We start from the raw sequence: 19,432 nt of genomic DNA, 5'->3' as shown, positions 1-19,432 counted from the left end.
GGCGCCCTTTCTAGAGGTGCATTGAATCCAGTATGTCGAGCATCGCGGTATTCCAGCCGAGAGGCCCGGGGCGGTCTGTGCGTACAATCCTCCCTTCTGCCTCGCCTTCAAGCTGGGGCAATGTCGCGCCATGCGGATTTTCGACGATGACGCCGCGATCGGCGGTGGTGAGCATCTCCACATCGTTCGGCGCATCCCCGAGGGCGACGCTTGGCGGACTGCCATAGCGGGAGGCGATATCGGCCATCCGGTCGGCCTTCGTGCCCCCGAAGGAGAGGGTCAGGAAACGGCCACCGCGCCGGGCCTGCACGCCATGAGCATTCAGCGCCGCGAGGAATGCCTCTTGTTCCGCCTCCGTCCCGTGCCAGAGCCCGGGCTCCGAGAACTGACGCTGGCCGGCCAAGAAAGCGCCCTCCGGCGACAGGCCGGTGACCCGCGCGATCCCGTCCGGGCCAAGGTCGTGAAACCCTTCGAACCGGGCCCTCAACCGGGCCGGGATATGCGCCAGCGCCGCGATCAACCGCTGGTACGGCGGTTGTCCATCGGTCACGTCCACAAGGAGTCCGGCGCCATTTTCCACGATAGCCGGGAATGCCTCGCAACCGATCCGCTGCTGAAAAACGGCGATTTCCGCCGCTGTCTTGGAGGAGGCGAGGATCAGTGGCGCGCCAACCTCCGCCAGTCGACGAAGCGCCGGTTGGGCCGCTGTGTACGAGTAGGTTTCATGGTCCAGCAGCGTGCCATCGAGGTCGGTGAAGACGATCAGCGGGGGATGCCCCATCAAGCTACCTCAATCGCGAACGGCCCACCCGGCCAGTGCTTTTTCCATTGCGATGACAACATAGTAGAGCACGATTCCGAGGCCCGCGAGGGCAATCAGCACCGCAAACATCAGCGGATAGTCCGAGTTGGTCTTGCCCGAGTCGAAAAGCGCACCCAGCCCGCGGCCATGCGGCGAAACGATCTCCATCAGGTTGGTGCCGATGAAGGCAAGGGTCACGGAAACCTTGAGCGCGCCAAAGAACTCCGGCAGCGTTTTCGGCAGCGCAATCTTCCAGAAGATAGTGACCTTGTTGGCCCCAAGAGCGGCGAGGATGTCACGGTATTCCGGCTCAAGCGTGCTGAGGCCGATGGAGACCGATACTGCAATCGGAAAGAAGGAGATCATGAAGGCAATCAGCACGGTATTGAAATCGTGCATGCCGACGAACATCAGCGCGACGATCGGGACGACCGTCGCTTTCGGAATGGCGTTGAACCCCACGAGAAGGGGATAGAGGGCCTCTCGCATGATCTTGGAAAAGCCCATGATCATGCCCACGGCCGTGCCGAAAATGATCGCCAGACCGAGCCCGGCCACCGTCCGCCAAAGCGTCTGCCAGCCATTGATCAGGAACAGGTCGGCGTATTTCACGTAGGCAGGCCAGAGATCCGAGGGGGAGGCCATCTTGTAATTCGGCCATCCCATGACCCAGACAAGCGCCTCCCACAGGAGAAGGAACACGATGATCGCGATGATCGGGACAAAGACTTTCTGGAAGGTCATGCCGGCTCCGCTGGGCTGCCCTCGGGCGCGCGGCCCTGGGCGATCTCGATCTGGTGGCGCAGGATGGTCAGCATCTCGGCGGCATCGTGGGTATAAAGGTGTTCTAGGTCGCGTGGTCCGTCCATCGGGACGTCCAGCACGTATTGCGCATGCGCCGGGCGACCGGACAGCACGACCACCTGATCGGCGAGGAATATGGACTCCCGCAGGTCGTGGGTGATGAGCAGGCCGGTGAAGGGTTCCTGCTCCTTGACCTTGTGCATGGTTTGCCAGAGGTCCTCGCGGGTGAAGGCATCTAGCGCGCCGAAAGGCTCGTCCAGGATCAACACGTCGGGCTGGTGCACCAGCGAACGGCAAAGGGAGGCACGTTGCCGCATTCCGCCGGACAGCTCCGAGGGCCGCTTGTCCTCGAACCCTTCCAGTCCCACGAGGTTGAGCAGATAGCGCGCACGCTCCTCCTGCTCCGCCTTGCTGGTTTTCGTCGGTACGATCTCCAGCGGCAGCATCACGTTGCGAAGGATCGTTCGCCATTCCAGCAGAACGGGATTCTGGAACGCCATTCCGACGGTGGCGCGCGGCGATTTCACCTGCTCTCCATGCAACCAGACCTCGCCCTCGTCCGGCTTCAGCAGACCTGCCACCAGCCGGGTCAGGGTGGACTTGCCGCATCCGGAAGGCCCGACCACGGCACAGAACCCGCCTTCCTTGACGGAGATATTGAGCCTGTCCAGGACCTGCAACGGGCCACCGGCGGTCTGGAACGTGTGACTGACGTTCTTGATTTCGATCAGGGGGGCGTCGCTCATGACCTGCCTTGGGTTTCGTGGCGCCCGGCGGCGATATCGTCGAACAGAACCGGGCGTTCAGCGCCCTGTTTGCCCTGCCCGGTCATATCGCGGCCGGTCGCATTAACGCGAATGCATCGGGTCGTCCGCGCACCACTGGAGAAGGCGCGCGGACGCGAAGGATCACTTCAGGGAGAAGAGCCCCTCCGGAAGATATGACGCGTCGAAGTAGAGCGACGCATCCGGTGCATTCTGGAACTCGTAATTCTTGCCCAGCTGCTCGATGGCTGTTGCCATGCGGGTTTCGTCAATGCCGCCGAAGCCGTTTTCCATCACGTGATCGGTCAGCACGTTGTCTGCAAGACAAAGCTCCAGGCGGCGCTGTTCCAGCGCTTCGTCCGCGGCGGGGTTGCGGGCGATGACGGCCTTGGCCCCCATGGCCGGGTCTGCGGCCACGTCCTTCCAGCCAGCCGCAACGGCGGCAAGGAAGCCCTTGACCACGTCAGGGTTGGCCGCCGCGAACTCCGTGTTCACGATGATCGCATTGCCGTAGAGTTCCAGACCATAATCACCCATCAAGATGGTCGAGATGTCGGCTTCCTCCACGCCCAGCCGCACGAGGTTCAGGTAGGAAGAGAATGAGAACCCGGTCACGGCAGCGACCTTGCCCTCGGCCAGCATCGGCTCGCGCGTCGGGAAACCGACGGGTTCCACCGTGATCTTTGAGGGATCGATCCCTGCGGCCTCCGCAAAGGCGGGGAACTGGGCCCATGCACCGTCAGGCGGCGGGGCGCCAAGCACCTTTCCTTCGAGATCGGCCGGGGTTTCAACGCCCAGCGACTTGCGGCCAACGATGGCAAACGGCGGCTTGTCATAGATCATCATCACCGCGGTCACCGGGGCGCCGGGATTCTGGTCGAGGAATTTTGCCAGCGAGTTGATGTCGGCGAAGCCCACGGGATAGGCGCCGGTGGCGACCTTTGGAATGGCATCGAGCGAGCCCTGGCCCGCCGTCACTTCCACCTCCAGACCGGCTTCGGCGAAATGGCCATTGTCGATGGCGGCGAAATAGGCGGCCGAGGGGCCTTCGAATTTCCAGTCGAGCGCGAAGGGCACCTTCGTCTCGGCATGCGCCACACCTGCGGTCAGGGCGACCGTCGCGGCGATGGCAGTGATCGTGCGATGGAACACGCGTTACCTCCTTGTCGTTGTCCGCAAGAGACTGCGGTCTTCGAGGGGCGTCCGGGAAGACGGCGAGGCCAGGATCAGCAATTTGTCGCCTTCAAACGCCAGTTTTGCACATTTTGCAGGCATTCAGCCCATGAAGTGGGCCCTGTGGCAAGGCATTTTGCCGAATTTCCTGACCGGGTGGTCGAGAAATGGCGGAAAACACTGACATGACATGCTAGGAGCCAACAACAGACACCCGCAAGGAGACCGTCATGGCGGAACGCGCAGGATTCTGGAATTTTATCGCCAAACGCTATGCCCGAACGCCCGTGGCGGACGAGGCTTCCTACCGTGAAAAGCTGCGCCTCACCCAGGCCCACCTGAAACCGGACTGGAAGCTCTTCGAGCTGGGCTGCGGGACGGGTTCGACCGCCATTGAGCATGCACCGCTGGTCAAACACATCCACGCGATGGACATATCGCCGAAGATGCTGGACATCGCCCGCAGCAAGGCCGAGGCGGCGGGGATTGCCAATATCACCTGGGAGCTATCCGGCTTTGCCGCCTGCTCTGTCCCGGATGACCATTTCGACGCCGTCCTGGCCATGAGCATCCTGCACCTGCTGGACGATCCTCCGGCCGCTGCGGCGAAGGTGTATCGGATGCTGAAACCCGGCGGGGTGTTCTTCTCCTCGACCGTATGCCTCGGCGAGATCGATGGGGTGTTCAAACGCCTGTTGCCCATTGGCTCGGCGCTCAGGGTACTTCCGTCGGTCCGCGACTTGATGCCGGCGGATGTGGAGCGGATCATCACAGGTGCCGGGTTCGAGTTGGAGACCGTCTGGCAGCCAGGATCAAAGAAGGCTGTATTCATCATTGCCCGCAAACCGGCATAGATGCCAACCATGACACGCCCGCATTCGGCACATCCCGCAGGCGGAAAAGGGCTGCTTTGCGATCGGTGCCCCACACTCAACGACATTCCACAGACCCGACGGGGACTTCGTCCGCCAGTCCAACGGGCGGCTCATTCCCCCGGAAAGAGGCCCCCGCACCTGGCGGGGACCGTCTCGGGTTCAGGTCGACCGGTCAGAGCGTGATGCGATAGGCGGCAAAGCCATCGGCGCCGTCGCCGGCCGGTTCGATCGATACGGCTTTCACATCGCCGATGTGATCGGCGGCCTTGGGGCCGGTCTCGAAGAGCACGGTCGTGCCGTCCATTGGCGCGAAGGTCCAGTTTCCATCTGCGCTCGGGCTGATCGTGCCCTGCTCTACGATATAGCGCACGATCACGTCGCGGTTGGTGTCCGGCGCTTCGAGGATGATCGTGCTGCCATCCGCACCCGGGAAATCCCCGCCGCCAGAAGCCCGGTAGTTGTTGGTGGCAATCACGAACTCCATGTCGTCAGTGACGGGCTTGCCATCGTACATCAGGTTGACGATGCGGCTTGCCTCCGGGTTCAACTGCTCCCCTTTCGGACCAAAACGCGAGGGCTGCGAGAGGTCGATCTGGTAGGTCACGCCGTCCATCACGTCGAAATTGTACGTCGGGAAATCGGAATTCAGCAGCGGTGCGTCGGTGCTGCCCGGCTCGACCTGGTTGAACATGCCGGCGGACCGCTCCAGCCAGCCCTTGAGCTGCGCGCCGTTGATCTTCACCGCCCGCACGATGTTCGGGTAAAGATAGAGGTCTGCGACGTTCTTAATCGCGACATCCCCGGGCGCAACATCGGTGTAGTAGTCCGGACCGCCCCGGCCGCCGGCCTTGAAGGGAGCAGCGGCGGACAGGAGCGGCAGGTCCGCGTACTCGGTGCCCTTCAGCATCTCCTCGACGTACCATCTCTGCGCGATGGACACGATCTGCACCGACGGGTCGTCTGCCACGAGCGCGAAGTATGAGTGCAAGGGCGCGTCGGTCTTGCCGACAGCGCGGCGGACATAGGCCAGCGTTTCCTCATGGTCCGTCTGCACGGCGTCGAGCACGGCCTGGTCGTCTTCCACAAGCGCCGTAACAGAACGGTCCTCGTTTCGCTTGGAGATCGGGCGGGCCGACGTCTCGAAATTCACGACCCTCCACGCGTTGCCGTCCCTTTCCAGCATCAGGTCGATCAGCCCCATGTGAGAGCCCCAGAAGCCGCCCATCACGGCCGGCTTGCCATGGATCGTCCCATTGTCGACATCGACAGCGGCGAAATCGGCAAAGGTTGCAGAGGGGAACACCAGGTGCGAATGGCCAGTCATGATCGCATCGACGCCATCGATCCCGGCCAGCGGAACCGAGGCGTTTTCCATAAGATCGGTACGGTCGGCCGAGCCGATGCCGGAATGCGACAGGGCAATGATGATATCGGCCCCCTCCTCGCGCATTTGCGGCACGTAGGCTTCGGCGGTCTCCAGGATGTCCCGCGTTGCAACGTTACCTTCGAGGTGCCGGCGGTCCCAGCTCATGATCTGGGGCGGCACGAAGCCAATGATGCCAACCTTGATCGGATGGGTCTCACCGTTGCCATCCGTCAACTCCCGGTCGAGGATCACATAGGGCTTGATGAGAGTGACGTCTCTGGTCGGATCCACCCCCATTTCCTTGACGACATTGGCCGAAACCACCGGGAAGTCGGCGCCGGCCAGCGACTTATCCAGGAAATCGAGGCCATAGTTGAATTCGTGGTTGCCCAGCGTGGAGGCATCGAAACCGACCGTGTTCATCGCCTTGATGATCGGGTGGAGGTCGCCCTCCTTCATGCCCCGCTCGTAGGCGATGTAGTCGCCCATCGGGTTGCCCTGAAGGAAGTCGCCATTGTCCACCAGCATGGCGTTGGTCGCCTCTGCGCGGATATCGTTGATGATCGACGCGGTGCGCGACAGGCCGACGGTGTCGCGCGGCTTGTCGGAGTAATAGTCATATGGGAACACATGGACGTGCAGGTCCGTGGTTTCCATGATCCGCAAGTGCGCCTGGTTTCCGGCAGCCCGAGCGGAGAAAGGATGCAGCGAGATCAAGGACGCCCCCGCGATACTGCCCGCCATGAAGCCACGACGGGTAAGGTGGAAATCGGTACGTTTGGTCATGGGATTCTCCTCGGGATCCGTTGCGTCTCCCGGAGTATAACCCATGTATCCCATCTTCATGACCGATACTTCTGCCCCCCCGGATTGCCAGCCGAAAACCGGGCACCTTCCGGCAAGACCGTGGCTTCGCGGTCAAAATGACACAACTAGTTAACAAACAAGGTGATTTTGTTAACGAATTGGGGGCTGATGCGGATTGCCGGGGGCCGCGCCACATGCGATCACCGTCCCGATGCGGGCTGACATTGAGGCGGGGTCGGGATGCGGATTGCGGAACAGGTGACATTTGGCGGCGGTGGACTTGAGCGCGCCGCGGAGTTGCGCTGCGACCGCGCGGCACTGACGCGAATGGTGGCGGAGGACACGGCCCGGATCGTGCCTTTCTGGAAGTCGAAACCGCTGGTCGTCGGCTGCGACGAGGGCGGCCTGTCGCTTGCCGGCCTTTCGTCTGGCGCGGCTGCGTTGTCCCATGCCACGGAGGAGCCGATCTTCCTGGGACTGGCCGATGGCACGCCCTGGTTTGCCGTCGACATCTCGCCGTGGGAACCGGCAGGACAGGACACCGACACCATCGGCGCCTTCGTGGATCTGTCCGAACAGCGGTATCCCGGACTGCCCGACGACCACCGTTTCGCAGAGTTGCGCACGATCATGAACCGGCTGTCACCGCTTGATGCGGAACTGGCGGCGACGGCGCGGGGATTGATGGCCTGGCACCAGACGCACGGGTTCTGCGCCCGGTGCGGACACGCCTCGGACATGGAGGAGGCCGGTTGGCAACGCCGCTGCCCGGCCTGCGACGCCACCCATTTCCCCCGAACCGATCCAGTGGTGATCATGCTGGTCACCCATGGAAACTCGGTCCTGCTCGGGCGGTCGCCGGGCTGGCCGGACGGCATGTATTCGCTGCTGGCCGGGTTTGTCGAACCGGGGGAAACCATCGAGGCCGCTGTCCGCCGCGAGACTTTCGAGGAGACCGGTGTTCGCATTGGTGCTGTGGAATACCTGGCCTCGCAGCCCTGGCCGTTTCCGGCCTCGCTCATGATGGGGTGCCGGGGCGTCGCGAAGGATCGCAAGATCAAGATCGATCCCAGGGAAATCGAGGATGCGATCTGGGTCACGCGTGAGGAGATGCTGCAAGTGATGGCCGGCGACCATCCCCACATCAAGGCCGCACGCAGCGGCGCCATCGCCCGGTTCCTGCTGACGAACTGGCTTGCGGACCGGCTGGATTGACCTGAATGTACGGCCGAACCGACACGACACCACGACCCGGGATGCCACGATGAAGTTTTCGACCCGCGAGGAAATAGACGCTCCGGTCCAGGACGTCTGGAAGGCCGTTACCGACACCGCGACATTCGAGGAAAGGGCCCGCGGGAAGGGCGTGCAGGTCACGGCAGGGCAGGAGGCCGATGCGCTGAAACCCGGCGACAGCTGGAGCGCGGAGTTCGACTTTCACGGCATGAGTCGCAAGATGGAGGTGAATGTCACCAACCTGAAGGCTCCGGTGGCGTATGACATCGCTTCCAGGGTGAGCGGCGTGAACTCGCTTCTGAGCGTTCAACTGGAGGCGCTTCCGAAGGATCGGACCCGCATGGCGCTGGCTCTGGACCTGACGCCCGCCTCTGTCCCCGGGCGGGTTCTGATCCAGACCTTGAAACTGGCCAAGGCGACGCTCGACAAGCGGTTCAGGAGAGCCATCCGCCGCTTCGCGAAAGACCTCGGCCGCAAGGACCACGCTGGCTGACCTGCTCGGGGCCGCGCGCGCCTGTGTTCAGTCCCGACGCGGGTCCGCCGGATAGACGCCCAGAACATCCACCCGGTCAGTGAAATAATCGAGCTCCTCCAGCGCCAGTTGAACACTGCGGTCGTCCGGGTGACCCTCGATATCGGCGTAGAACTGGGTGGCGGAGAAGGACCCGTCCACCATGTAGCTCTCCAGTTTCGTCATGTTCACGCCATTGGTCGCGAAACCGCCCATTGCCTTGTAGAGCGCAGCAGGGATATTGCGGACCTTGAACACGAAGGTTGTCATCATGCCGTGGTCGCCGCGCCGGGCATAGTTGGGCTCACTGGCCATGATCAGGAAGCGGGTGGTGTTGTGCGACCGATCCTCGATGTGACGAGCGAGGATATTGAGCCCGTAGGTCGCCGCCGCCAGGTCCGAGGCGAGCGCGCCGACATTCCGCAACTCGTCGCGCGCGATGTCCGCAGCCGCGCCCGCGGAATCCGCGGCCGCTTCCCCACGGATCCCGAACTGGTCAAGAAAGCCACGGCATTGCGGCAGCAGGACCAGATGCGCCCGCACCACCTTGATATCTTCCATGCGCACACCGGGCATGGCCATCAGCGAGATGTGTACGCGGACAAAGGCCTCGTCCACGATATGCAATCCGCTCTCGGGAAGCAGCCGGTGAATGTCGGCCACGCGGCCATAGGTCGAGTTCTCGACCGGAAGCATCGCAAGCTCCGCCTTGCCGGTCTGCACGGCTTCGATCACATCTTCGAACGCGTGGCACGGAAGCGGTTCGTATTCCGGACGGGCATCGTGGCAGGCCTGATGGGAATAGGCGCCAAGCTCACCCTGAAATGCGATACGGGGACGGTCTGTCATGTGTTTTCCGTTGCCATTTAGCACTATCGCGAAGCGAAAGGGCGTTTCGTCGCGCCAAGTATAGCTTGCACCACGGCGCTGGAACCCCGATAGATGCGCGAAACGACCATTTAGCGGGATGCGACATGTTCGACACGATGACTATCACCAAGGCCGCAGGCGCCCTCTTCGGATCGCTTCTGGTATTTCTTCTTGGCGCCTGGGTTGCTGGCGCCATCTACACCACGGGCGGTGGCCACGGCGACGACCACCACCAGGCCTACGTGATTCCCACCGGGGAAGACGATGGCGAAGCCGCCGAGCCGGTAGAGGAAGTGAGCTTCGAGGAACTGATGGCCAGTGCCGACGCCTCCAAGGGTGCCAAGCTCTTCAAGAAGTGCCAAGCCTGCCACAAGCTGGAAGACGGCGCGAACGCAACCGGGCCGACACTCTACCAGGTCGTGAACCGTCCGGTGCAGGCTGTCGACAGTTTCGGTGGCTATTCCGGTGTGCTGATCGAGGCCGCCGACGTCTGGACGCCGGAGAACCTCAATGCGTTCCTGGCCAACCCCAAGGATTTTGCCCCGGGCAACAAGATGGCCTTCGCCGGCTTCAAGAAGCCCGAGGAGCGTGCCAACATCATCGCCTTCCTGGAGAACCCCGAAGGCTGACAGGCTTTGCATCCTGACATGACACGGGCCCTCGGTGACTGGATCACCGGGGGCTTTTTTGTGGGCAGCGGCCGGCTTGACGGACGGACCGCTTTCTTCCGCCGCGTCTTCCAGATCGAAGTCGGCCGCGTGATGGCCGACATGACGATGAACTGCCGGGCCCCGGTCGCCCGGATCGTCGTAGCCTTGGACCCGACCTCCCGAGGTGAGTTCAGGGCCAGCGGCCTGTGCGTCCAGTGGCTCTTGCGCATGGCAACCGCGTAGTCAGGGGCATCGACAGTCCTTGCGCTGACCGACAGGCGCAACGAGTCGAGACGCCAATCACGCGCGCTCACGGAATCTCGCCTTGTTCCTTCCAGCAGGCCTCTCTAGCCTGCGTGCGATAGAACTGTTGCACCGCCCGGAGATGCCCACATGACGATGCCCGAATTCCTGTCGCCCATTGCCACCCGCGCGCGGCTCGCAATGTCGGGGGCGGCACTGCTGGCAATGACGGCATTCGCCCAAGCCACACCGGAGGGCTGGATCAACTCCCATGGGATCACGACCTTCACCGGCGATCCGTTGAAATATGCTGCCGATTTCGAACACCTCGACTACGTGAACCCGGACGCGCCCAAGGGCGGGGAAATGTCGGTCTGGGGCTTTGGCGGCTACGATTCAATGAACCCGTATTCGGTCAAGGGCCGTGCCGCCGGCCTTGCCACCGCGCCCTACGAGACGCTGCTCGAAAGCGTGGCCGACGAGATCGGGTCGAACTACGGCCTTCTGGCGGAGACCATCGAGTTTCCAGAGGATCGCTCGGAAGTGATCTTCACACTGCGCGAGGTAGCGACCTTCTCTGACGGCACGCCGGTGACAGCGGAGGACGTACTGTTTTCCTACGAGCTTTTCCGGGAGAAGGGATTGCCGAGCTTCCGGGCCGTGCTGCGCGAGCAGGTGAAGGAAGGGGAGGTGCTGGACGAGCGCCGCGTTCGCTACATCTTCCACGAGGATCAGCCCAAGCGCGACCTGATTCAGACTGTCGGGTCGCTCCCGGTCTTTTCGAAGGCGCATTACGAGGCCAACGGGCTCGATCTTGAAGAAAACTCGATGACGCCCTTCCTCGGGTCTGGCGCCTACGTGCCCGACCAACTCGACGTCGGAAAGCGCGCCACCTACAAGCGCAACCCCGACTATTGGGGCAAGGATCTGCCGATCAACAAGGGTCGCCACAATTTCGACAGCCTGCGAGTCGAATATTTCGCCGACTACAACGTCGCCTTCGAGGGCTTCAAGGGCGGCTCCTACCACTTCCGGAACGAGGCCAGTTCCAAGAACTGGGCGACAAGCTACGATTTTCCGGCCATCAAGAACGGCCACGTGAAAAAGGTGGAACTGCACGATGGTACCATCGCCACCGGCCAGTCCTTCGTCATGAACCTGCGCCGGGAGCAGTTCCAGGATCCGCGGGTGCGCGAAGCCATCGGGCTCCTGTTCAACTTCGAATGGTCGAATGAGCAGTTGTTCTATGGCCTGTATGCGCGCGTCAACTCGTTCTGGGAAAACTCGGAGCTGGCTGCAACCGGCCAGCCCAGCCCCGAGGAGCTTGCCCTGCTGGAGCCGCTGAAAGAGCATCTGCCCGAAGGCGTGCTCGATAGCGAGCCGGTTATGGCGCCGACCTCCAGCGCCCGCCAGCTTGACCGCAAGAATCTGCGCAAGGCTTCGAACCTGCTGGATCAGGCCGGCTGGATCGTCGGTGACGACGGTATGCGCCGCAAGGACGGCAAGGTCCTCAAGGTCGAATTCCTCAATGACAGCCAGACCTTTGACCGGGTCATCAACCCCTATGTCGAGAACCTCCGCCGCGCCGGTATCGACGCCGTCCACAGTCGCGTGGATCAGGCCGAGGCGACCAACCGTGAGCGGAACTACGACTTCGACATTGCAACCGATCAGTTCCCGATGGGCTATGTCCCGGGGGCGGGCCTGAAGCAGTACTTCGGCTCGGAAACCGCCGACAGCTCGGTTTTCAATTCGATGGGGCTGAAATCGCCCGCTGTCGATGCCCTGGTGGACACCATCATCGGCGCGCAGAGCAAGGACGAGCTGCATGTCGCCGTCAAGGCGCTCGACCGCGTCTTGCGGGCGGAGCGCTTCTGGGTGCCGCAGTGGTACAAGGACAAGCACACGGTTGCCTATTTCGACATGTATGAACACCCCGAACCACTGCCGCCCTATGCACTCGGCCATCTGGACTTCTGGTGGTACAATGCCGAAAAGGCAGAAAAACTGAAAGCAGCCGGCGTGCTGCGATAACAACAGGCAGGTAAGAGCACCTCGATGGGCGCCTATATCCTACGGCGATTGCTGCTGATCATTCCGACTCTGTTCGGGATCATGCTGATCAACTTCATTCTCACACAATTCGTCCCGGGCGGGCCGATCGAGCAGATCATCGCCCAGGTCGAAGGCGAAGGCGACGTGTTCGAGGGCATCGCGGGCGGCGCGGATGCCGGCGGCGGCGCCGGGTCGGAAGGAAGTGACGACGCCTATCTTGGCGCACGGGGGCTGCCGCAGGATTTTTTGGACCAGCTTGAAATCGACATGGGATTCGCCCGGATCAGTTGCGCGGACGGGTTCGAAGGCACGCCCACGCTCGATGCGGCGGAATGCGGCAAGGAAACCATCGGCATCGTCGAACGGTTTGCGATCCTGATGGGCAATTACCTGCGCTTCGATTTCGGAGAGAGCTATTTCCGCTCCATCTCGGTCGTGGACCTCGTGATCGAGAAGATGCCGGTCTCCATCACGCTCGGTCTGTGGTCGACGCTGATCGCCTATATCGTTTCCATTCCGCTCGGTATCCGCAAGGCGGTCAAGGACGGCTCCAGCTTCGACACCTGGACCTCCGGCTTCATCATCGTGGCCTACGCAATCCCGGGCTTCCTCTTCGCGATCCTGTTGCTGGTGCTCTTTGCCGGCGGGTCCTACTGGCAGATCTTCCCGCTCCGGGGGCTGGTGAGCGACGGGTTCGAGGACATGACAACACTCCAGAAGATCGGTGACTATTTCTGGCACATCACACTTCCGGTTCTGGCCTCTACGATCTCCAGCTTCGCCACGCTCACGCTGCTGACCAAGAATTCCTTCCTCGACGAAATCAAGAAGCAATACGTGATCACCGCCAAGGCAAAGGGGTTGAGCGAGAGTCGCGTCCTTTATGGGCATGTCTTCCGAAATGCCATGCTGATCGTCATCGCGGGCTTCCCCGCGGCGTTCCTCAGTGTCTTCTTCGGCGCCTCCATCATTATCGAGACAATCTTCTCGCTCGACGGTCTCGGGCGGCTGGGCTTCGAGGCGGCGGTGGCGCGGGACTACCCGGTCGTCTTCGGAACGCTCTATGTTTTCGGGTTAATCGGCCTGTTGGTGGGGATCCTCTCCGACATGATGTACGTCCTTGTCGATCCTCGGATCGATTTCGAGAGCCGGCAGGTGTGAGATGAGCGATCAGACCTTCATCCCCGCCGCCCGGCCAAAAAAAGGCCTCTTTCGGTTGTCACCGCTGAACCAACGCCGCTGGCGCAACTTCAAGCGCAACCGACGCGCCTATTGGTCGCTGATCATTTTCTCGGTGCTCTTCGTGCTGTCGCTCTTCGCGGAATACCTGGCGAATGACCGGCCAATCCTCGTTCAGCACCGGGGCGAGTATTACTTCCCGATCCACAACTTCTACCCGGAGACCGCCTTTGGCGGCGATTTCCCCACGGAAGCGGTCTATCGCGACGTGGAGGTGCAATGCCTCATCGTCTCCGGCGGATTGCTCGATTGCTTCGATGACCCGGAGGGCATCATCGAACAGGTCGACGCCGGGGCGAAGGAGATCAACGGCGAGGAGGTCGTGAAAGGCTGGATGCTCTGGCCATTGGTGCCCTACAGCTACAACACGCCAAACACGCTGGGTCAGCCGGCGCCCTCTCCCCCGGATGCCGATCATTGGCTCGGCACGGATGACGCCACGCGCGACGTGCTGGCACGGGTGATCTACGGTTTCAGGCTGTCGATCATGTTCACGCTCATTGTCACGGTCTGTTCTTCCGTCATCGGCATTGTCGCCGGCGCGGTGCAGGGGTATTTCGGCGGTTGGATCGACCTTTTGTTCCAGCGGTTCATCGAGATCTGGGTCTCCACGCCATCGCTCTACATTATCATCATCATGTTCGCGATCCTGGGGCGAAGTTTCTGGTTGCTGGTGTTCCTCACCGTCCTGTTCGGCTGGCCGGCCCTGGTGGGCGTGGTGCGTGCCGAATTCCTGCGGGCGCGGAACCTGGAGTATGTGCGTGCCGCCAAGGCGCTTGGTGTGTCCAACTGGAAGATCATGTTCCGGCACATGCTGCCGAACGCCATGGTGGCGACGCTGACGATGCTGCCGTTCATCGTGACGGCAACCATCGGCTCGCTGGCCTCGCTGGACTTTCTCGGCTTCGGCCTGCCTTCTTCCGCACCGTCGCTCGGCGAGCTGACCTTGCAGGCGAAGCAGAACCTGCAGGCGCCGTGGCTCGGGTTCACCGCCTTCTTTGTCTTTGCGATCATGCTTTCGCTGCTGGTCTTCATTTTCGAAGGGGTGCGGGACGCATTCGATCCAAGGAAGACATTCCAGTGATGGCGTATGTGGACAGGGCAGAGGGGGGCTGTCTGCCCCCCGCGCGCGGGGCGCGCTCCCCCCGAGGATGCTTGCGGAAAGATGACGGGGAGGACGGGCGCGATGTCTGATCGGAACTTGCTGACGGTGCGCGACCTTCGGGTGTCCTTCCGCCAGGACGGGCGGGATATTCCGGCTGTCAAGGGAGTGTCGTTCGACGTCGCCGAGGGCGAGACGGTGGCACTGGTGGGCGAGTCCGGATCCGGCAAGTCGGTCACGGCATTGTCGACGGTGTCGCTGCTGGGGGAGAATGCCACGATCGCAGGCTCCATCGACTACAAGGGCACGCAGATGGTCGGCGCCCCGGAGGGCGACCTGATGGACGTCCGGGGCGACGACATCAGTTTCATCTTCCAAGAGCCCATGACCTCGCTGAACCCGCTCCACACGCTGGAGCGGCAATTGGTGGAGTCGATCACCCTGCACCAGGGCCTCGTTGGCGACGCTGCACGTGCGCGGGTGCTGGAGTTGTTGAACAAGGTCGGCATTCGGGACCCGGAGAGCCGACTCGGCGCCTATCCGCACCAATTGTCCGGAGGACAGCGGCAGCGTGTGATGATTGCCATGGCGCTGGCCAACGGGCCGGACCTGCTGATCGCGGACGAGCCGACCACGGCGCTCGACGTGACCATCCAGGCGCAAATCCTCGATCTGCTGGCGGAACTGAAACAGACCGAGCAGATGAGCCTGCTGTTCATTACCCATGACCTCGGCATCGTTCGCAAGATCGCCGACCGGGTCTGTGTGATGAAGGACGGAGAAATCGTCGAGACCGGTCCGACGGACCAGATCTTCGGCAGCCCGCAACACCCCTATACACAGATGCTGCTGGCGGCGGAGCCCACAGGGACCATGCCCCCGGTGGAGGGCGATCCGGAGGAGATCGTGTCCACCGACAAGTTGCGTATCTGGTTCCCGATCCAGCGCGGGTTCCTGCGCAAGACAGTGGGGCACGTGAAGGCCGTGAACGAGGCGACCGTTTCCGTGCGCGCCGGCGAAACCCTGGGGATCGTCGGCGAGTCCGGGTCCGGAAAGACGACGCTGGCGCTGGCGATCATGCGTCTGATTGCGTCCGAAGGACCGGTAGTCTTCATGGGAGAAAACGTTCAGGGCCGCCCCCAACGCACCCTTCGCGACCTGCGCCAGCACATGCAGATCGTCTTTCAGGATCCCTATGGCTCACTCAGCCCCCGCATGACCGTCGAGCAGATCATCGCCGAGGGCCTCGGCGTGCACAAGGTTGACCGCCAGCGCAGCAACCGCGAACTGGTGTCCGACATCATGGAGGAGGTCGGGCTCGACCCCGCTATGATGCACCGCTACCCGCACGAGTTTTCCGGGGGACAGCGGCAGCGGATCGCGATCGCCCGGGCCATGATCCTTCGCCCCCGCCTGGTGGTTCTGGATGAGCCGACATCGGCTCTCGACATGACGGTGCAGGTGCAGATTGTCGAACTGCTTCGCCGGCTTCAGAAGAAACACGGGCTGGCCTATCTCTTCATCAGCCATGACCTGCGGGTGGTGCGCGCGCTCAGTCACAAGGTGATCGTCATGAAGCAGGGTGACATCGTGGAAGGCGGCACGGCGCAGAACATCTTTGCCTCCCCGCAGACGGACTACACGCGGGAACTGATTGCGGCGGCATTCAACCTTGGAGATGCGGCCGACAGCGCGTGACAGTCCACGGCGATGTAGCCTCCGCACGTGACCTCCGAAGGCTTGGGCAGGCTGCTGCCTCCCCCGGAGTGAACGATGCGAGGCACTGATAGGATGCAAACGGGAGGCAAACAGCTGGGCGCGCATTGCCACTCCCTGCCGCTTGCCAGCCGCACTCCCTGCCGCTTGCCAGCCGCACTGCCTTCCCGCAGACTGCCCGGAAAACCACGGAGAGTGACGATGAGCGAAAGCGAAACCCCGGATGGCGAGCTGACGCTCAGGACGCTTGCCATGCCAGCCGATGTCAACGTGAACGGTGATATTTTCGGCGGCTGGGTTCTCAGCCAGATGGATATTGCTGCGGGGATGACGGCAGGCGCACGCGCGCAGGGGCGGGTGACCACCGTTGCGCTGGATGCGATGAAATTCATCCGTCCGGTCAAGGTCGGCGATGTACTTTGCGTCTACACCGAGGTGGCCCGGGTCGGGACCAGTTCGATGGGCATCCACGTGGAGGCCTGGGTCCTGCGCAATCGGATCGGCGCACGGGAAAGGGTCACGGAGGCTGTTTTCACGTTCGTTGCTATCGACGAGACCGGACGACCGCGCCCGGTTCCGGTCGGAGACGACCTTCCCGAACGCACCTGAGGCATCACGCCAGCCCAACTACGCCCGCGGATCGGCGTAAGCGCCTTTGGCCCGTCGCAATGGGCGCGGCAGACAGCGTGTCAGAGGACGGTGACGACCGTGCCGATGGGCACCCGGTTGTAGAGATCGATCACGTGGGAATTCAGCATCCGGATGCAGCCGTTGGAGACCGAACGGCCGATGGACTCCGGGGACGTTGTCCCGTGGATCCGGAAGAACGTGTCGCGACCGTTCTGGAACAGGTAAAGCGCGCGCGCGCCAAGCGGGTTCCCGGGGCCGCCGGGCATCACGTAGTCGGTGCCATTGAACTTGGAATAGGTTTGCGGATCGCGCTCGATCATCTCGTCCGTCGGCCGCCAGGTGGGCCATTCCTTCTTCACGTCGATCGTGGCGGTCCCGGTGAATTCCAGCCCCGCCTTGCCGACACCGACGCCGTAGCGGATCGCCTTTCCGGACTCGATGACGAAGTACAGGAAGTGGCTCCGCGGCAGGATCAGCAGTTGCCCGGGAAGGTACTGTTTCTGGATCCTGACGACCTGCGGCTGGAAGCGTGGGTCGAGCACGAACCCCTGCGGTTCCTCCGTGGTGGCTGTCTGTGCGAACGCGGGCGCAGCAGCGGCGGCGAAAGTGGAGGTGAGGAAGGTACGACGCGATATCATTGATCAGGGCTCTTCACGGCTTGAAAACTGGGACAAGCATGGACTCGGCGCGCCGGGGAAATCAACGCCTTCGCGTGGAAAGCAGATATAACGTCCATTCAAGTTTCCGAAAGGCCACCCTTCCGCACCGTGCACTTGAAGGCTTCGATCCTCGCACCGCCGATTGAAACCGGCCTCCCGGGCGGATACATAGCGCCGAAACCAGACCTTCCAGCTAAGCGAGCGCACCCAATGGCAGCCTACCAGTACGTCTATCACATGGATGGTGTCTCCAAGACCTATCCGGGCGGAAAGAAATGCTTCGAGAACATCCGGCTGAGCTTTCTGCCGGGCGTGAAGATCGGCGTGGTCGGCGTCAATGGCGCCGGCAAATCGACGCTGATGAAGATCATGGCCGGGTTGGACAAGGATTTCACCGGCGAAGCCTGGGCCGCGGAGGGGGCCAAAGTCGGCTACCTGCCACAGGAGCCGCATCTCGACGAGAACCTGACCGTGCGCGAGAACGTCATGCTTGGCGTGAAGGCCAAGAAGGACATTCTAGACCGCTACAACGAACTTGCGATGAACTACTCGGATGAGACCGCCGAGGAGATGGCGAAGCTCCAGGACGAGATCGACAGCCAGAACCTCTGGGATCTCGACAGCCAGATCGACGTCGCGATGGAGGCCCTGCGCTGCCCGCCGGATGACGCGATGCCCGAGAACCTCTCGGGTGGTGAACGGCGCCGTGTTGCGCTTTGCAAGCTGTTGCTCGAAGCACCAGACATGCTGCTGCTCGACGAACCGACCAACCACCTCGACGCCGAGACGGTCGCCTGGCTGCAACAGCACCTGATCGACTACAAGGGCACGATCCTGATCGTCACCCACGACCGCTACTTCCTCGATGACATCACGGGCTGGATTCTCGAACTGGATCGCGGCCGGGGCATTCCCTACGAGGGCAACTACTCCGCCTGGCTGGAGCAGAAGGCAAAGCGGCTGGAACGCGAGGCCAAGGAAGACGCGGCCAAGAAGAAGACGCTCGACCGCGAGCTTGAGTGGATTCGCGCAGGCGCCAAGGCGCGCCAGGCCAAACAGAAGGCGCGTATCAACGCCTACGAGGAAATGGCGTCGAAGTCCGAGCGCGAAAAGGTCTCCAAGGCGCAGATCGTCATCCCGAACGGCCCACGTCTGGGCTCCAAGGTCATCGAGGTCGAGGGGCTCTCGAAGCACTACGGCGACAAGCAGTTGATCGAGGACCTGTCGTTCTCCCTGCCGCCGGGTGGCATCGTCGGCGTTATCGGCCCCAACGGTGCCGGCAAGTCCACGTTGTTCCGCATGCTCACCGGGCAGGAGGCGCCGGATTCCGGCACCATCGAGCTTGGTGACACGGTACAACTTTCGTTTGTGGACCAGTCACGCGACTCGCTCGATGACAAGGCAACCGTCTGGGAAGAAATCTCCGGCGGCGGCGAGGTGATCGAACTCGGCGATGCCCAGATCAATTCCCGCGCCTATTGCGGCGCCTTCAACTTCAAGGGCGGCGACCAGCAGAAGAAAGTCGGCCTGCTTTCGGGCGGTGAACGCAATCGCGTCCACATGGCCAAGCTTCTGAAGGAAGGCGGCAATGTGCTGCTGCTTGACGAACCGACCAACGACCTCGACGTTGAAACCCTCCGCGCACTGGAAGACGCGCTGGAGGATTTCGCCGGTTGCGCCGTGATCATCTCCCACGACCGCTTCTTCCTCGACCGCCTCTGCACGCACATTCTCGCCTTCGAGGGTGAGGCCAGGGTGGAATGGTTCGAAGGCAACTTCGAGGCCTACGAAGAGGACAAGATCCGACGTTTGGGGCCGGATTCCGTAGAGCCAACGCGGGTGAAGTACAAGAAGTTTACGCGATAGCGTGACCCTCGGCGCGGCACCTGGTGTCGCGCGATTCCATCATTGTTGCCGCGTCGCAATCATC

18 protein-coding genes are annotated in these 19,432 nt (G+C 62.4%); 11 read left to right on the top strand and 7 right to left on the bottom strand.

Going from position 1 to position 19,432, the window contains the following annotated elements:
• Nucleotides 1-10 precede the first annotated feature (10 nt).
• The 4 genes from CLV78_RS13850 to CLV78_RS13835 all read right to left on the bottom strand — a co-directional run bounded on the left by CLV78_RS13850 (nucleotide 11) and on the right by CLV78_RS13835 (nucleotide 3,522).
• Nucleotides 11-781, bottom strand: coding sequence for an HAD-IIB family hydrolase (locus tag CLV78_RS13850; RefSeq protein ID WP_106205427.1), 771 nt, complete (start codon nucleotides 779-781; stop codon nucleotides 11-13).
• 9 nt (nucleotides 782-790) lie between these two features.
• Nucleotides 791-1,546, bottom strand: a complete 756-nt coding sequence (locus tag CLV78_RS13845) for an ABC transporter permease (RefSeq protein ID WP_106205426.1) — start codon at nucleotides 1,544-1,546, stop codon at nucleotides 791-793.
• Entirely contained in the window at nucleotides 1,543-2,352 is an 810-nt protein-coding gene (locus CLV78_RS13840) for an ABC transporter ATP-binding protein (protein WP_106205425.1), read from the bottom strand. The genes CLV78_RS13845 and CLV78_RS13840 overlap by 4 nt, the downstream gene beginning before the upstream one ends.
• Nucleotides 2,353-2,514: 162 nt before the next feature.
• Nucleotides 2,515-3,522, bottom strand: coding sequence for an ABC transporter substrate-binding protein (locus CLV78_RS13835; RefSeq protein WP_106205424.1), 1,008 nt, complete (start codon nucleotides 3,520-3,522; stop codon nucleotides 2,515-2,517).
• A 251-nt stretch (nucleotides 3,523-3,773) separates the two neighbouring features.
• On the opposite strand from CLV78_RS13835, the gene CLV78_RS13830 reads away from it, so the two are divergent.
• A complete protein-coding gene (locus CLV78_RS13830) occupies nucleotides 3,774-4,397 on the top strand; it encodes a class I SAM-dependent methyltransferase (protein WP_106205423.1) in 624 nt (207 codons plus the stop codon).
• Nucleotides 4,398-4,590: 193 nt separating this feature from the next.
• Here the strand turns inward: CLV78_RS13830 and CLV78_RS13825 are convergent, their stop codons facing one another.
• On the bottom strand, nucleotides 4,591-6,570 hold the full coding sequence (locus tag CLV78_RS13825) for a bifunctional 2',3'-cyclic-nucleotide 2'-phosphodiesterase/3'-nucleotidase (RefSeq protein ID WP_106205422.1): 1,980 nt from the start codon (nucleotides 6,568-6,570) through the stop codon (nucleotides 4,591-4,593).
• 261 nt (nucleotides 6,571-6,831) lie between these two features.
• Between CLV78_RS13825 and nudC the strand changes: the two genes are divergently transcribed.
• Both nudC and CLV78_RS13815 read left to right on the top strand, forming a co-directional pair.
• On the top strand, nucleotides 6,832-7,806 hold the full coding sequence (nudC, locus tag CLV78_RS13820) for an NAD(+) diphosphatase (protein WP_106205421.1): 975 nt from the start codon (nucleotides 6,832-6,834) through the stop codon (nucleotides 7,804-7,806).
• 49 nt (nucleotides 7,807-7,855) lie between these two features.
• Nucleotides 7,856-8,320 carry an SRPBCC family protein gene (locus CLV78_RS13815; RefSeq protein WP_146136688.1) on the top strand — a complete coding sequence of 155 codons (465 nt, stop codon included), beginning with the start codon at nucleotides 7,856-7,858 and terminating at the stop codon, nucleotides 8,318-8,320.
• Between the two features lie 27 nt (nucleotides 8,321-8,347).
• Here CLV78_RS13815 and CLV78_RS13810 read toward each other — a convergent pair whose 3' ends face one another.
• Complete coding sequence (locus CLV78_RS13810) at nucleotides 8,348-9,187, bottom strand: prephenate dehydratase (RefSeq protein WP_106205419.1); 840 nt, start codon at nucleotides 9,185-9,187, stop codon at nucleotides 8,348-8,350.
• Nucleotides 9,188-9,312: 125 nt separating this feature from the next.
• On the opposite strand from CLV78_RS13810, the gene CLV78_RS13805 reads away from it, so the two are divergent.
• From CLV78_RS13805 to CLV78_RS13775, 7 genes are all read left to right on the top strand, one after another.
• A complete protein-coding gene (locus CLV78_RS13805; protein WP_106205418.1) occupies nucleotides 9,313-9,837 on the top strand; it encodes a c-type cytochrome in 525 nt (174 codons plus the stop codon).
• Nucleotides 9,838-9,855: 18 nt separating this feature from the next.
• Nucleotides 9,856-10,101: a hypothetical protein gene (locus tag CLV78_RS13800; RefSeq protein ID WP_106205417.1), complete on the top strand. Its 246-nt coding sequence runs from the start codon at nucleotides 9,856-9,858 to the stop codon at nucleotides 10,099-10,101.
• 156 nt (nucleotides 10,102-10,257) lie between these two features.
• Nucleotides 10,258-12,135: an extracellular solute-binding protein gene (locus CLV78_RS13795; RefSeq protein WP_425427952.1), complete on the top strand. Its 1,878-nt coding sequence runs from the start codon at nucleotides 10,258-10,260 to the stop codon at nucleotides 12,133-12,135.
• A gap of 24 nt (nucleotides 12,136-12,159) precedes the next feature.
• Nucleotides 12,160-13,317 carry a microcin C ABC transporter permease YejB gene (locus CLV78_RS13790; RefSeq protein WP_106205415.1) on the top strand — a complete coding sequence of 386 codons (1,158 nt, stop codon included), beginning with the start codon at nucleotides 12,160-12,162 and terminating at the stop codon, nucleotides 13,315-13,317.
• 1 nt (nucleotide 13,318) lies between these two features.
• On the top strand, nucleotides 13,319-14,479 hold the full coding sequence (locus CLV78_RS13785) for an ABC transporter permease (protein WP_106205414.1): 1,161 nt from the start codon (nucleotides 13,319-13,321) through the stop codon (nucleotides 14,477-14,479).
• Nucleotides 14,480-14,560: 81 nt separating this feature from the next.
• Complete coding sequence (locus tag CLV78_RS13780; protein WP_106205413.1) at nucleotides 14,561-16,195, top strand: ABC transporter ATP-binding protein; 1,635 nt, start codon at nucleotides 14,561-14,563, stop codon at nucleotides 16,193-16,195.
• 219 nt (nucleotides 16,196-16,414) lie between these two features.
• Nucleotides 16,415-16,822 carry an acyl-CoA thioesterase gene (locus CLV78_RS13775; protein WP_106205412.1) on the top strand — a complete coding sequence of 136 codons (408 nt, stop codon included), beginning with the start codon at nucleotides 16,415-16,417 and terminating at the stop codon, nucleotides 16,820-16,822.
• Nucleotides 16,823-16,902: 80 nt separating this feature from the next.
• Here the strand turns inward: CLV78_RS13775 and CLV78_RS13770 are convergent, their stop codons facing one another.
• Nucleotides 16,903-17,481, bottom strand: a complete 579-nt coding sequence (locus tag CLV78_RS13770) for a L,D-transpeptidase (protein WP_106205411.1) — start codon at nucleotides 17,479-17,481, stop codon at nucleotides 16,903-16,905.
• A gap of 231 nt (nucleotides 17,482-17,712) precedes the next feature.
• Between CLV78_RS13770 and ettA the strand changes: the two genes are divergently transcribed.
• Nucleotides 17,713-19,368 (top strand): energy-dependent translational throttle protein EttA, encoded by a 1,656-nt coding sequence (ettA, locus tag CLV78_RS13765; RefSeq protein WP_106205410.1) that lies wholly within the window; start codon nucleotides 17,713-17,715, stop codon nucleotides 19,366-19,368.
• Nucleotides 19,369-19,432 lie beyond the last annotated feature (64 nt).

Source organism: Aliiruegeria haliotis, from assembly GCF_003003255.1.
Taxonomy (GTDB): Bacteria; Pseudomonadota; Alphaproteobacteria; order Rhodobacterales; family Rhodobacteraceae; genus Tropicimonas; species Tropicimonas haliotis.
Note: the sequence above shows the minus strand (reverse complement) of the source record. Positions and strands in the feature narration are given on the sequence as shown.

Excerpts from the sequence above, each read along its gene's own strand:
- CLV78_RS13800 (WP_106205417.1), top strand. The coding sequence starts at position 9,856 with ATGACACGGGCCCTCGGTGACTGGATCACCGGGGGCTTTTTTGTGGGC.
- CLV78_RS13830 (WP_106205423.1), top strand. The coding sequence starts at position 3,774 with ATGGCGGAACGCGCAGGATTCTGGAATTTTATCGCCAAACGCTATGCC.
- CLV78_RS13825 (WP_106205422.1), bottom strand. The coding sequence starts at position 6,570 with ATGACCAAACGTACCGATTTCCACCTTACCCGTCGTGGCTTCATGGCG.
- ettA (WP_106205410.1), top strand. The coding sequence starts at position 17,713 with ATGGCAGCCTACCAGTACGTCTATCACATGGATGGTGTCTCCAAGACC.
- CLV78_RS13840 (WP_106205425.1), bottom strand. The coding sequence starts at position 2,352 with ATGAGCGACGCCCCCCTGATCGAAATCAAGAACGTCAGTCACACGTTC.
- CLV78_RS13795 (WP_425427952.1), top strand. The coding sequence starts at position 10,258 with ATGCCCGAATTCCTGTCGCCCATTGCCACCCGCGCGCGGCTCGCAATG.
- nudC (WP_106205421.1), top strand. The coding sequence starts at position 6,832 with ATGCGGATTGCGGAACAGGTGACATTTGGCGGCGGTGGACTTGAGCGC.
- CLV78_RS13775 (WP_106205412.1), top strand. The coding sequence starts at position 16,415 with ATGAGCGAAAGCGAAACCCCGGATGGCGAGCTGACGCTCAGGACGCTT.
- CLV78_RS13815 (WP_146136688.1), top strand. The coding sequence starts at position 7,856 with ATGAAGTTTTCGACCCGCGAGGAAATAGACGCTCCGGTCCAGGACGTC.
- CLV78_RS13790 (WP_106205415.1), top strand. The coding sequence starts at position 12,160 with ATGGGCGCCTATATCCTACGGCGATTGCTGCTGATCATTCCGACTCTG.
- CLV78_RS13785 (WP_106205414.1), top strand. The coding sequence starts at position 13,319 with ATGAGCGATCAGACCTTCATCCCCGCCGCCCGGCCAAAAAAAGGCCTC.
- CLV78_RS13770 (WP_106205411.1), bottom strand. The coding sequence starts at position 17,481 with ATGATATCGCGTCGTACCTTCCTCACCTCCACTTTCGCCGCCGCTGCT.
- CLV78_RS13850 (WP_106205427.1), bottom strand. The coding sequence starts at position 781 with ATGGGGCATCCCCCGCTGATCGTCTTCACCGACCTCGATGGCACGCTG.
- CLV78_RS13805 (WP_106205418.1), top strand. The coding sequence starts at position 9,313 with ATGTTCGACACGATGACTATCACCAAGGCCGCAGGCGCCCTCTTCGGA.
- CLV78_RS13780 (WP_106205413.1), top strand. The coding sequence starts at position 14,561 with ATGACGGGGAGGACGGGCGCGATGTCTGATCGGAACTTGCTGACGGTG.
- CLV78_RS13810 (WP_106205419.1), bottom strand. The coding sequence starts at position 9,187 with ATGACAGACCGTCCCCGTATCGCATTTCAGGGTGAGCTTGGCGCCTAT.
- CLV78_RS13845 (WP_106205426.1), bottom strand. The coding sequence starts at position 1,546 with ATGACCTTCCAGAAAGTCTTTGTCCCGATCATCGCGATCATCGTGTTC.